Source organism: Arcicella sp. (genome assembly GCF_964672035.1).
Genome location: NZ_CBABQS010000003.1, coordinates 21,176 through 34,286, shown reverse-complemented (window position 1 = coordinate 34,286; position 13,111 = coordinate 21,176). Strand labels below are relative to the sequence as shown.

Here is a 13,111-nt window from a genome sequence, read left to right as displayed (position 1 = left end):
ACTAAATTTGAGGCAAACTGGTCACCGACCTTTGATTGACGTGATTTCTATTCTGTAAGCTTTTTAATTTTGAATAGCCTTACTATTCAAAAAAACCTTTAGAGGTTTTCATAATCTGGTCAATTAAATGATGCTGCTTCAAAGCATCTTCAAAGTTACTTGCTTCTGACGTACCATTCCTTTTGTCACTTGCATAGGTGGCATAGAGATATAACACATCTTTTACACTGGCATCTAAATGAGAACCTATATTCAATTGATATTCATCGGGTATTGGCAGAATAGAAAGAGATATTCCTTCACCATTAACACCTTCAATAAGGTTGTCTTCTTTGTTCCCAAAAGAAAGAAGATTCGTTACTTTCAACACTCCTTCTGTACCAGTTATGTCTATTTGAAGTCCAGTACAGTGTTTTTGACCGCCTTCTATTTGAATTGAAAACAAGCCACCATTTTCCAAAGTACCAATAATCATTGCTTCGTTCGGATTTGTGGTTGGAACTTGTTCACCAGTTTCTATGATTGTAAAGAATGGAAATTGATTTTCAATCACCGAAGTCAATTTTTTCGGAAAACCAGTTGCCTGAAAAAGCATATCCATAAAATGACCTCCATAAATAGAAAGTACGTGTGAAAAATTGGAAGCGTGAAAAGCCCAAGAATGTTTTTCGGACATCAACGGTACAAAAGCATCCGCACTAACAGTCATTCGAGCAGACCTGATTTTTCCTACATATCCTTGCTTAACTAAATCTCGCATATATCTTGCACTGGGTCCCAAACGCCTTTGCAAACCCACAATGTGTTTTACACCTTTTGCTTCAGCCAAAGCCAGCAATTCTTCTGAGTCGGCAGTATTGGTAGTTAGAGGCCATTCACTATAAACATCTTTACCTGCTTCAATGACCATTTTAACAAGTCGGAAATGTTCGGGAGCAGGAGCTAAAACTGCAACAAGGTCAACATCAGGATGGTTAACCATTGCCTGTACATCATCAAATGCAAGGCGAATATTGAACTCTTTTGTATAGGCTTCTGCGATTTCTTTTTTACGACTCGCAACAGCAACAATCTCAAAATCTTCCTTCAAAGATTGTAGTGCAGGAATATGACCGTATTTTGCCCAGCCACCTAAACCAATAATTCCTACTTTAATTTTTACTTTTTCCATTTTTATATTATTGTTTATCGTAATGTGAGTTTTTAGCAAAAGGCATTTATTAAATTAATGATTCAAGCTAAATACTGTCGGAAAAATTAACTTCATAAATTTTAAGTGACTGTGTAATCAATGTATCCAAGCTGAATACATAGTTTTAAAGGGCTGTAAAACACCTATAGTTTGAAAAATATTGTTCTATTTGATACTTAATTCTTTAAATAGTGGTGCAAATATACAAGAGTCTCTTACATTATTTATATCTTTAAATTAATAAATATTTAATAAAAAGCTGAAATAATATAAATTGAGAAGTTGAAATGATATTTATATAGTATTTTTAATACAAGATTATCTTGTATCGTTATTTGTGCAAAGATTTGATTTTCAAAAAGTAGCTGTATTTTTGTGTAAAAATGAATTTATGGAAGATAGGACAGTTTGTTTAGTGCAGAGAATAGCTACGGAAGTGGAGTTAGGTATGGCAAATGCAATGACTGATATCGACATCACACCGTACCAATATACTATCATGAGTTTTATGGATAAAGACAATGGTAATTTTTCTGCGGCTCAATTATCACGCCACTTTTTGATAACGCCCCAATCAATGAATACATTGGTACAGACTTTGATGCGTAAAGAATTCATTGAAAAAATCAATGACCCGCATAACAAAAGGATTCGCCGCCTTGCCTTGACAGATAAAGGAAGAGAAGTATTAGCAGCCAGTAACACCGCCATAGATGAATCTGAAGTAGATTTATTCAAATCATTAAGTGAATTAGAACTTAAGATTTACCGTGATTTGACGGAGAAATTGTTGAACAGTAAACAAAAAAGTGCTTAATTACTATTCAACAACCTCATCTTTATCTTTCATCAATTCCCCTAATTTCTGAATAGCTTTATCAATTTTAAAATTCCACAAGGACTTTATCATTTTAGAGAAGTATAACAGTACATTCTACAAATTTACACTCACCGTCAAATAATAAAATCCACCCACACTTGGGCCTGCCAAAAAGTTGTAATAATAGTTATTCAAAAGGTTGGTTCCTCCCAATTTGAACGTCAGTTTTTGCACGGGTAATGCGTAGGTAATTTGCCCATCAAGCGTTGAATAGGCAGGTACATCTCCCGTTGCTAAGGACGATTGCCATAAAAAAGCCTCTTGCCATTTCAGATTCAAATTGAAGCCCAAACTTTCAGTAATTTTATGATTACTCACGCCAATATTCATAATCCATCGTGGCGTGTTGAACGATTCTTCCAAGCCATCATTATTCGTTTTGCTGTCCAATTGAGCGTAAGTAGCATTTCCTGAGATAATAAAATCTTTGTAGGCACGATAACGCAAGCCAAGGCTTGAGCCATAATTAAAAACCGTCGTCTTAGAATTTGTCCATAATCGATAGCGTTGGTTTTTATTTTTGTCGTTAAAAGCAAAAGCGAGTGAGTCGAGATTGGTGCTTTTTGTGAGAGGCAAATTGGTTTCAACCTGTGCCATGAAATTTTGGTATTGATTGTAATAAAAATCAACGTCAAGGTACAATCGTTTATCAAAGAAAAGCCCTTTGTAGCCAATTTCAAGGCTATTTGCCGATTCGGGTTGTAGATAAGTATAATCGTTTTTCTTTAAAAGATTTTCATTTTTAATGACGGCTTGGGCAGTTGTTAAACCATTTTTATTGACATCGTTGGTAATTGCTGTTTGAAAAGCATCAATGGAAGTCTTGAAATAAGAGTTTTCAAAAATACCATTCGACATAATCGGCAAACCACCCACTCGTTTCACACCCCCACTATTTACATTTGAAAAAGCCTCGAAAAGACTCGGAAAACGATACGCATTTTGGTAAGAAATTCTAATATTATGGTCTTCGGAAGGAGAATAAACCATGGCCAATCTCGGATTCCAACGTAAATCAAAATATTGATTTTTATCGGCTCGCAACGAACCATTCATTTTAAGTTTTCCGTCAAAAAGCAATTTGGTTAATTGAATAAATCCGCCCGTTTTGGAGTAAGTTAGATTTTTACCCGATTCTACAGGATTGATAAAATAATTGCCATCGGGATAAACTTCAAACGTTCTGAAATCCGCTCCTGCCAAAATACTCAAACCCCATTTTTCTCTTAATCCTTTCAACCATTCTTGTGTTATATCTGCCTGAAATTCAGCGTGATATAGCCAAGATTGAACCCTTAATGCGGCACCAACATCCCAATCATTGATATCGCCTAATTTTTTAGCTAAAGCATCAAATTCTGCCGAATGTGGTTGCGGACGACCTTTATCAGCTTCACTTCTTGCCGTTTGAAAGGCTTGCGTAGCGTTCATTCCTGCTATGGTATTGGCGTTAAATTGGGTCGTAAAATCAGCAAACCATTTATCGTCAGATTTAAAACTTTTGTCAATATTTTCCGCCATCGAGCGAATATTGTACGAATCGCCCGTATTTTCATGCGTTAAATAGGCTTTAACTTGAATAGAAGGCGATTTTAGGCTAATACTATGTTGGTCGATACGATAATTATTGAGTCTAAAACGGTTGGTTCGTTGGTAGAGATTGTCTAAAATACCAAAACGATAGGTGTAAGAAATTTCCCAATTCTTTTTGGGACGAACGAATAAAGCAATATCACCTTTGATATTTTTAAGCGAAAAATCGGCAATATCTTTTTCAGTATATCCCGTTCTGGCAACGGAATATCGTTTACCGTCCAAGGTTAAACTTCGTCTATTCGATGACTCATTTCCGTAAGAATTAATGCCGTCGTAAGCAGGATTGTCTTTGCCAAAAAGATTCAATGTTGCATTTCCATTGGGATTTAAATCGGTGTTATTATCCGAAATCCAATCATAACCCGTTAAATATTCAACGTTGATTTTGGTAGCAAGAACGTTATTCCAAGCCTTCGCCCAACGAATATTACTTTCACTAAAAATGTGAGCGGAAGTATTATTATCGTTAAAATGATTTGCCCCAGTTTTTTGCTGAAAACTAAGTCCTTGATAGTCAAACGGGCTTTTTGTAAAAATATTCACCAATCCATTCAAGGTATTCATACCGTACAAAGCCGAAGCCGCCCCGTGCAAAATTTCCACTTTTTCCACATCCAAATCCGTGGGTGCTAATGCCCCCGCAATGGGCGAGCCAATGTGTGGAGCTTGGTTGTCCACACCATCCACCAATTGCACAAACCGCACATTGGTTGGGTTGGCAAAACCACGAGTATTATAAACCTTAAAGCCCAAACTTGGGGTTAATAATTGCACGCCTTTGATATTTTCCAGCGCATCATAAAACGAAGGAGTTGCTGAATTTTGAATGGTTCGATTATCCAACAAAGCAATGCTAATGGGCGATTTCAAAACATTTTCGGGCGTACGTGAAGCCGACACCACAACTTCTGATAATTGTCGAACGGTATCTTTATAAATAGTTTGTTGGACTTTCTTTTGAGCTTTTACCGTAAAACTTGCCAAAAGAAGGGTAAGAATTAAGTATTTATGTTTCATTTTAATTTCGTTGTATTTTATAAAATATAACGATTGGTAAAAAATGAAGAAACTACTATGGTTTCTTCATTTTAATCAATTAAGTAAATATCAATTTTCCGCAAGCAATGATTAAACCCAAAGCAAGCATATACCGAAGCGTGGGTAAATTGAATTTTTGACTACCAAAATATGAACCCAATAAACCGCCTAAAATAGTTGCTAAAATTGCCCATTGCAGGTTTTCAGGAATCTGAAATCCACCTTTTGAAATTTGTCCGTACAAGCCAGAAATGGAATTCACGAAGATAAAAAGTGCTGAAACGGCTGCGGTTTGTTTCAATTTTGCCCACTTCATCAATAACATTACGGGACTCAATATAATACCACCACCAATGCCAATCATGCCTGATAGTAACCCAATTACACCTCCCGTTGTGAGTCCTGCCCATATGGGGATTTCACGATTTTCAGATTCTTCATTTCTAAATTGATATAACAAACGGGCAATGGAAATGAGAATACAAATGGCTAATATTTTCTTATAAATAGCGTCAGAAAGCGTCATGGTACCACCCAAATACGCCATCGGAATACTGGCAATGGCGAAAGGCCAAAAGAGTTTCCATTTAAAAAAACCTGCTCGGTAAAATCCAAAGAATGAAAATAGTGAAACGGCAAGATTCATTAGCAAAGCCGAAGATTTCATGAGGGCGGGGGCAATGCCCATAATTGCCATAATTGCCAAATAGCCACTCGCCCCACCGTGACCAACCGATGAATACAAAAATGCCACAATGGCTAAAAGTGGGAGAAAAAGTAGAAAATTTGAATCCATAAATTCGTTATATTTTTGCAAATATAACGAATGACTTATTTAGTACCGCAGGTTTTAACCTGTAAATATTTTGACAAGTTAAAACCTGTAATACTACAATTTTTGATTTTCCGCTAAAAGAAATGCTTGAAAGCGATTTTGAAGGGCTTTATAATCTTCAATGGCTTGAAGACCCTCGGCGGTTATGATGGTTCCTCCACCGCTTTTTCCCCCAGTTTGCGTGATTACGAAGGGTTTTAAAGCCTGAGAATTCATGGAATTTACTAAATCCCAAGCTCGTTTATAGGACATTTCCATGGCTTTTGCAGCTTTAGAAATAGAACCGTGTTCGATGATGAGTTGTAATAATTGAATCCGTCCTTTTCCCAAAAAACGCTCAGAACCATCGTGGCGTTCTATCCAGATTGCTCCTGTAATGTTTATTTCGGTTGGATTGGGAAGGATGTTTTTCATTGAATAATTTTACTGTTTTGTTATAGAAAAAGTCGTCTCAAACAATTTGAGACGACTTTTTCTATAATTATTAAGCCTTAATTCTTTGTTTTCTACCTATCGAGAAGTAAATCAACCATCCAAATGGAACAAAGAGACAAAGCAAAAGCCAAAAGATTTTTTGATTTCCTTCAAACTTGTTTCGAGCAATATCAATACTGGCAATTATTAGAAAGATTATCCATGACAGAAGAAATATTTGCCATAAAATGAAAATGATTTCAAATCTGATTATACTAAGAAATTCCATAATTAAAGGTTTTAAATTTAGGTATCTTGAATTGTAGATAAACGTATAAAGTCTCAATAAACAAACTCTCCAAATTCTGATTTTATCGTAACTCCTTTATTTTCAGCCGCTTCCACTCGTCCAATTATCTGTGCATTGATTCCAAACGATTTTGAAATATCAATGACCGCCTGAGCGTATTGTGGATTTATGTATATTTCCAAACGGTGTCCCATGTTAAAAACTTTGTACATTTCTTTATAATCCGTACCAGACTCGGCTTGAATCATTTTGAAAAGTGGCGGCAATTCAAACATATTGTCTTTGATAATATGAACATTATCGACAAAATGTAAAACCTTCGTTTGAGCGCCACCCGAACAATGAACCATCCCATGAATCACTGGGCGTAATTCATTCAATAAAGCCTTCACAATGGGAGCATACGTGCGAGTAGGAGAGAGGACTAATTGCCCCACATTCAAAGGACTTCCTGCTACGGAATCCGTCAATTTTTTTGAACCGCAATAAACCAAACTTTCGGGAACGGAAGGGTCAAAACTTTCGGGATATTTTGGGGCTAAATAATGCCCTAAAACATCGTGACGAGCAGAAGTCAGTCCGTTTGAACCCATTCCGCCGTTGTAAGTATTTTCGTAAGTGGCTTGTCCGTCCGAAGCCAAACCAACAATTACATCACCGTCTTGAATGGTATGATTTGAAATTACATCCGAGCGTTTCATCCGAGCAATTACCGTTGAATCCACGATGATCGTACGCACTAAATCGCCCACATCGGCCGTTTCGCCACCCGTACTCCAAATGCCAATGCCATTATCACGAAGCATCTCCAAAACTTCTTCCGTTCCGTTGATGAGTTCCGCAATAACTTCGCCTGGAATTAGGTTTTTATTACGCCCTATCGTGCTGGATAACAGCATATTATCCGTTGCTCCCACACAAATTAAATCGTCGGTATTCATCACCACGGCATCTTGGGCAATACCTCTCCACACGGAAATATCGCCTGTTTCTTTCCAATAAAGATACGCCAAAGCTGATTTTGTACCTGCCCCATCAGCGTGCATGATGTTGCAATAGTCATCATCTCCGCCCAACATATCGGGCGAAATTTTACAGAAAGCCTTTGGAAAAAGCCCTTTATCTAATTTTTCGATGGCTTTGTGGACATCTTCTTTGGAGGCAGAAACGCCTCGTTGCATATAGCGATCGGTCATTGGAATTGGTTGTCTGTAATTAGTTATTCAATAAACCACAATTTCTAATAACAGGATTTTAAAAGTAAAGTCCTCTGATATGGAGGACTTTATATATTACAATTTATCTATATTTTCTTTAACAAAAGCTAAAAACTCTTCTGTCCAATTAATCATTTCTTGTACTTCTTCTTCGGAAAAACTACTTTCCAAATCATAATCAGCTTCCTGTCTATAATCCATCAATTTAGCTAAATATTTACCATAGATTTCAGGAATAATTTCTGTCTTGATATATAATTCACTAAACTTACTTTTCACTCCATTATGAGTCTTTACAAATATATCTTTCTTAAAAAGTAATGTTTTGGCTAACCAAAAATAAGCATAATAACAACGATTAACAGTCGCTGAAATATGATTGGCTTTTAAGTCGTCTTTACCAGTTTCTAAAAAGTCTTCTGACTTTAAAATTGCTAATTCTATATTCCTATCCATAAATTAGTTTCCCGTCTTTTCTAATGAATTTGAATAAATATTCCTCTGAATGCTCATATCGGTCATTTGTTGTTGGGATTACTGATAAATCTATTAAATATTTTAAAAACAGTTTCCACAACATTTCACTAATAGAGTCTCTTTCTTGGCGAGTTTTTACCTCCTCATCGTTTAAAACTACTAATAAATCTACATCCGATTCATCATGGGCTTCTCCACGTGCATACGAACCGAAGAGAATTATCTTCGCCAGACGGTTGCCATAATGTGCTTTGGCTTGTTCCGTAAATTCTGCAATGATTGGCTGAATGTCTTTCATGAATTGTGTTACGATTTTGGAAAATCGTGCTACATTTTTTACAAATTTAAAAACCTTCCTTGACTTCCTCCTTCTTTTTCTCTTCTTTTTTCAATTCGTCTTTTTTTACGACTTTTTTACCCTTTTCGGTTTTGGTTCTGAATGTGTCGGTAAAATGCTCAGTAAAGGCAAATTTTTCTTCTGCCCCAACGCCCAAGAAAACGTAGGCATTTTTGCCACTGCCTTTTTTCACCCCTTTCGATTTGGCAGATACGGCATTGTTAAACTCACCGTCGGACGATATGACACCCATTTCGTTTTTCAAATATCCCATGAAATACCAAACATCGGTTGAGGGTTCTAAATACAAATAAAATTCATCTCCTTCGGGCGTTTTTTTAATTTCAACCATGCCTTCAATTTCCGAATTAATATCCGTTCCTCCGATGCTGGCAATGCTCAATTTTCCAACTGAATAAAAGGATGATGCTTGTTCAGAATAACGTAAATTTGCCTTTGAAATTACCATTGTCGTATTCAATTTGGCATTAATTGTGTGTAAAGGTACGTGTTCATTTTTTAGTCTTCGCTCGGATGCGTCAATGGTTTTTCCTCCTAAAATATTCGCTAATTTCGATATTAAATGTTCTTTATCTTCTGGTTCATCGGCACTTGCATTGTCTCTACTATCAAGATTGGTTTTCACAATTTTATCCGCCATTGCTTTCAAAACTTCTATGGGCATCGGGAAATTCAAAACCATCATTTGGTCGAATTTATACTTGCCACTATCAACCCGCATTTCCGCAAAACCAGCCGTTTGAATGTAACTTGAAGGATTATAAAAATTAAAATTACCTTCTAATTTCAACGTTCGCTTGTCATCGTCATACGTGTATCGACTCGCTTCGTACGATTTATTTTTATCATCTGGACCAATTTCAAAACGAGATGTTTTCGGAATATCTCGTAATTGACCATTCACCGTAAAAATATCCTCGTCTTTAGGGTCTTCTTTGCTCGTCAAGAAAGTTGTATATAAACCCGTAGAGGTTGTTCTGGCGTGTAAACCTGCGTATATAGGGGTGTTTAAATCGCCTTTCATATTGGCTTGAATCTGAATATTTACATCGTTTGTACTATTGCCTTTATACGCAACCCAATTGACCACATCCGCCCGATTTTTGTATTCTGGACGCACGAAACCATTGAGCATCAGGTTTTTGTCGGTTGCTACCATCGTAATATCACCCCGATATAGTATTTTGGAAGAGAGGTGAAATTTATCGGTTTGTTCAACCGTTGCCTTTGCCGTGGTGGTGTATCCTTTGATTTTTTTACGACCATCAACGATTGATTCTTTAAAATCAAAATTACCCATTTTGACATTCATCGTATCTCCCGCAAGATTTGGAAATCTATACGTAGCATCGCCTTCAAACTTAATTCTTGAAATAATTCTGATATTTCCATTCACTAAATTGTGGTAGCCATTGACGGTATCAATCTGCAATTTTGCATTATAAAATCCCCGCATCTCCGCATCTCTACGGATAGAAACGGCCCCTTTATCGGGAATTATTTTCGCATCTGCCGACTTGATAAAAGGTACACCCGTAATGTTAAGTGACTGTTTGTCAATCTCATACAAAGCCTCGGAGCCATTAAATGAAAGTCCCTCTTGTGATGGTTCGATGGAGGTGAATGTAGTATTTTTAACGTCACCTTTCATCGTAATGGTTTTCTTGTTAATATCCCATTCGGCACTGTTGATAGATGTTCTGTAAGCCGTGTAAGGGAAATATAAACTCGTAGAATCGTCCAATTTAAGGTTAGTTGGCGTTTTAATACTGACTAATCCTGTTGCTAAATTAAAGCTGACGTTCATATTATTACCGAGTAAAGCGGGTTTAGAAACTTTCAAATTATTACCTACCGAAAGTGTTGCCATGTCTGCTGTGAAAGCTTCTTTTCCGAATTTAATATTGTTAGATTCCGTCTCAGAATCTTGGCGTTTCACTTTCCCAAAACCAAATAAACCCGTTTGACGTACCAATAATTTTCCTTCTAATTTTGAACTCGCCGCATAAAAATCAAACGAATTGCCTTTGGTTTCAATCAACATACTATCCGACTTGGGTTGCCATTTCAAGGAGTAATTTTTAATATCAACTTTCGTATAATATGATTGTCCAACTGTGCCTTCGTTGATGATACCCGTTGTGCCATTTGCCGTAACAGAATCAATGGTAAAAAGGGCATATTTTGCTTGAATTTGGGAAGTCAAATGGTTGATTTCACACTCTGCATGAAGCCCTTGTTTATCCATCAAAAGCGGTTTTTCAAACTTCACGAAGGTTTTACTATTATAAACATTGTACTTTCCATCGGTTACTTTATGGCTGAAACCCAACGAGTTATCGGGCATTGAAATCAACGTTTCTTTGAATGGCGGAAAGATTCCATCCGAATTAAACGTACCCACAAAGTCAATATCTTTGATGTTCAAACTATCAAAATCAATACTTGGTACTTTAAAAAATATCTTCTTATTGTACACGCCATTGGCACGATATGGATGGTCGAAATAGGCCGTTACGCCCGTAGGAACAACCAAACGGGGATATTCAACCAATCGCTGACGACCCGATTTATTATCAGGTTTATTGATGTAAATTACGCCTGCTTCATACTTCAAATCTCCCCCAATTTCAATTCGTCCTTTCTTGGACAATTCTTTTTGAGGAACGAAAGTAATGGAGTCAATTTTGTTTAATTTAACGCTAAATTCACCGTAATTAAACGATAAATCTTTTCCTCTAAATCGGAAATTGCCCGTTTTTAATTCGCCACTAATGCCAAAATTTCTATCCTTATTTACTTTGATAATATTGTCATAAGGAGCCATAAAAACATTTAAAGAATCGGAAAGGTAAAATTGCTTTACTCCCCTGACAATCAATTGGTTATCCTTTAAATTAAGACTGGCATTCGATGTTGTATCCTTCGTATTGGAAGAATAATAGGAAGGAATCAAAAAGTTGTCGTAATCTTTTCTTGCTCCGTAAGCTGCCAAGTTGTGCATTCCTTTTCGAGATAATTTCAACGTTTCCACATCGGGGTCATACTCAAAATAACCCTTCTGCATCATCTCTAAAAAAACGGGTCTTAATGCCGTTGCATCTTTGTTGAATGCTTTTGCAAGGTCAGTCAGTGTGGTTGATGGTAAGTTGTTTTTTCGGATATAATTAGAAACGACCAGGAGTGGATTAAAGCTATAATTGGCCGAAATCTGAGCAAAACGTTCGGGATTATAATAGTCAAAAGATTCAAAAAGAGCAGGTACCACGTTCTTCGCCGTGAGGATTGAAAAGTCCATTCGTTGGTCGTTCATATTCCAACTCATGGCATCAGCGGTGATGTCTAATTTATGATAACTGTCAGAATATGAGGATTCTCTGAATCCACCAGCATCCACTTTATTCAAACGGAGAATGGAATTTTTACGGTTATAATTCAACTTAACCGAAGGATGATACAGCGAATCTGACCCCGCAAAATAACCCGTAAAAATTACCGAGGGAGAACTAATCAAAGAATCACCAATTTCAAAACGTTTACTGGTAATTCTGAAAGCAATTTTTCCATCCTTTTTAATGACAATTGTGGCATATTTTGATTGCAAAGATGAACTTGAAATCTTATTGCCAACCATTGTAAAGCCGCCTTTGTAGTCAATGTCGACACTATTTTTCAAGATTACATCATTTTCCAAAGACATAAATCTTGGATAAAATGTTTGGGCGTTTTTAGTCCGTTTTTTACTCTGAAATTCAAAAATTCCTTTAATGGGGTCATTCAATTTTTGATTATTCGTAATGGTTGCTAATTCCGAAGTAATCTTCGGATTTAGTATTTCCATATTGTAATTATTCAAGGTGGCAAAAACCTCTGGCATTCCCACATTTTCCCAAGAGAAATTCCCGCCCGTTCCCAATAAAATTCCTTCTTTTATACTCAAAATAGCAGACGTATTTTTCAGCGTAACCGAGTCGTTCGCCGTTGAAATTATCAAGTCGATTTTATTGAATTCTATGACGGGGCCTGGGTTCAAAAATTGCATGGCAGGTTCCTCAACAGGGGCTTGTGCGGGAGCGTTACTGGCCGTAGGAAGTGGTGCGTCCCAATCCTCCCAAGCATTCGTTTTCTTTTCGATTCCGGGAGTAGTAGTTGTGGGTTGATTGGTTGTAACGGGCTTTTCTGGCTTATTGATTTCAATTTTTTGGTCATTAAATTTGAACCCAATTGAACCATTCTGAGCGTACAAACGATTGAAATTTGTAAAATAAATTGCCCGATTATTAAAGTACAAACGGGTAATTTCAATGTATCGTAAGGTCGTTTTTGTATCCCCCGTTTCAATAGATTCACGAAGCGTTTCTAAATAATTATCTAATAAAGTTTGGGGCATTAAGGCATTATTTACGCCCAAAATAACCGCATCAAAAAGCCCCACAAAATGCGGTGGTTTATAACCCTTTTTGAACATAAAATTTGAAACACTCGCCAACTTACTTTTCTGTGCGTCAGTAAGTTTGCCAGCGTTCCAAAGTTTATCAAAATTTTGAGCAATTTGCTCCGCCTGCGGATTATTTGAAAGAGCCAAGAAGTTCTTAACATCCGCCAAAAATTCTTCGGGTTTGTCTGATAGTTTTAGCCTTTGTGCATTTGAAAACGAGTAAACAAGTACGAGCGTTAAACTAATTAACAATGATTTGATATTCATAGATTTTACGGATTATCTTCTGTAAAATTAACGAATTGTTCGGATTGATATTTGATTTTGCAACGATAAAGAGTTGGACGGCACATAAA

At 36.7% G+C, this 13,111-nt stretch carries 10 protein-coding genes; 1 reads left to right on the top strand and 9 read right to left on the bottom strand.

Annotated features, from left to right (window positions below):
- Window positions 1-82: 82 nt before the first annotated feature.
- Entirely contained in the window at window positions 83-1,171 is a 1,089-nt protein-coding gene (locus AC1W31_RS01365; protein ID WP_481732600.1) for a Gfo/Idh/MocA family protein, read from the bottom strand.
- 412 nt (window positions 1,172-1,583) lie between these two features.
- On the opposite strand from AC1W31_RS01365, the gene AC1W31_RS01360 reads away from it, so the two are divergent.
- Complete coding sequence (locus tag AC1W31_RS01360) at window positions 1,584-2,009, top strand: MarR family winged helix-turn-helix transcriptional regulator (protein WP_481732599.1); 426 nt, start codon at window positions 1,584-1,586, stop codon at window positions 2,007-2,009.
- 117 nt (window positions 2,010-2,126) lie between these two features.
- Here AC1W31_RS01360 and AC1W31_RS01355 read toward each other — a convergent pair whose 3' ends face one another.
- The 8 genes from AC1W31_RS01355 to AC1W31_RS01320 all read right to left on the bottom strand — a co-directional run bounded on the left by AC1W31_RS01355 (window position 2,127) and on the right by AC1W31_RS01320 (window position 13,022).
- A complete protein-coding gene (locus tag AC1W31_RS01355; RefSeq protein WP_481732598.1) occupies window positions 2,127-4,685 on the bottom strand; it encodes a TonB-dependent receptor in 2,559 nt (852 codons plus the stop codon).
- 79 nt (window positions 4,686-4,764) lie between these two features.
- Window positions 4,765-5,502, bottom strand: a complete 738-nt coding sequence (locus tag AC1W31_RS01350) for a sulfite exporter TauE/SafE family protein (protein WP_481732597.1) — start codon at window positions 5,500-5,502, stop codon at window positions 4,765-4,767.
- A 93-nt stretch (window positions 5,503-5,595) separates the two neighbouring features.
- Window positions 5,596-5,955: a winged helix-turn-helix domain-containing protein gene (locus AC1W31_RS01345; RefSeq protein ID WP_481732596.1), complete on the bottom strand. Its 360-nt coding sequence runs from the start codon at window positions 5,953-5,955 to the stop codon at window positions 5,596-5,598.
- A 70-nt stretch (window positions 5,956-6,025) separates the two neighbouring features.
- A complete protein-coding gene (locus AC1W31_RS01340; RefSeq protein WP_481732595.1) occupies window positions 6,026-6,244 on the bottom strand; it encodes a PLDc N-terminal domain-containing protein in 219 nt (72 codons plus the stop codon).
- Window positions 6,245-6,297: 53 nt separating this feature from the next.
- Window positions 6,298-7,461 carry an AIR synthase related protein gene (locus AC1W31_RS01335; protein ID WP_481732594.1) on the bottom strand — a complete coding sequence of 388 codons (1,164 nt, stop codon included), beginning with the start codon at window positions 7,459-7,461 and terminating at the stop codon, window positions 6,298-6,300.
- A gap of 96 nt (window positions 7,462-7,557) precedes the next feature.
- On the bottom strand, window positions 7,558-7,938 hold the full coding sequence (locus AC1W31_RS01330) for a HEPN domain-containing protein (protein WP_481732593.1): 381 nt from the start codon (window positions 7,936-7,938) through the stop codon (window positions 7,558-7,560).
- Window positions 7,931-8,257, bottom strand: coding sequence for a nucleotidyltransferase domain-containing protein (locus AC1W31_RS01325; protein WP_481732592.1), 327 nt, complete (start codon window positions 8,255-8,257; stop codon window positions 7,931-7,933). The genes AC1W31_RS01330 and AC1W31_RS01325 overlap by 8 nt, the downstream gene beginning before the upstream one ends.
- 46 nt (window positions 8,258-8,303) lie before the next feature.
- Entirely contained in the window at window positions 8,304-13,022 is a 4,719-nt protein-coding gene (locus AC1W31_RS01320) for a hypothetical protein (protein ID WP_481732591.1), read from the bottom strand.
- Between the last annotated feature and the right edge of the window lie 89 nt (window positions 13,023-13,111).

Excerpts from the sequence above, each read along its gene's own strand:
- AC1W31_RS01355 (WP_481732598.1), bottom strand. The coding sequence starts at position 4,685 with ATGAAACATAAATACTTAATTCTTACCCTTCTTTTGGCAAGTTTTACG.
- AC1W31_RS01340 (WP_481732595.1), bottom strand. The coding sequence starts at position 6,244 with ATGGAATTTCTTAGTATAATCAGATTTGAAATCATTTTCATTTTATGG.
- AC1W31_RS01330 (WP_481732593.1), bottom strand. The coding sequence starts at position 7,938 with ATGGATAGGAATATAGAATTAGCAATTTTAAAGTCAGAAGACTTTTTA.
- AC1W31_RS01320 (WP_481732591.1), bottom strand. The coding sequence starts at position 13,022 with ATGAATATCAAATCATTGTTAATTAGTTTAACGCTCGTACTTGTTTAC.
- AC1W31_RS01335 (WP_481732594.1), bottom strand. The coding sequence starts at position 7,461 with ATGACCGATCGCTATATGCAACGAGGCGTTTCTGCCTCCAAAGAAGAT.
- AC1W31_RS01325 (WP_481732592.1), bottom strand. The coding sequence starts at position 8,257 with ATGAAAGACATTCAGCCAATCATTGCAGAATTTACGGAACAAGCCAAA.
- AC1W31_RS01365 (WP_481732600.1), bottom strand. The coding sequence starts at position 1,171 with ATGGAAAAAGTAAAAATTAAAGTAGGAATTATTGGTTTAGGTGGCTGG.
- AC1W31_RS01360 (WP_481732599.1), top strand. The coding sequence starts at position 1,584 with ATGGAAGATAGGACAGTTTGTTTAGTGCAGAGAATAGCTACGGAAGTG.
- AC1W31_RS01345 (WP_481732596.1), bottom strand. The coding sequence starts at position 5,955 with ATGAAAAACATCCTTCCCAATCCAACCGAAATAAACATTACAGGAGCA.
- AC1W31_RS01350 (WP_481732597.1), bottom strand. The coding sequence starts at position 5,502 with ATGGATTCAAATTTTCTACTTTTTCTCCCACTTTTAGCCATTGTGGCA.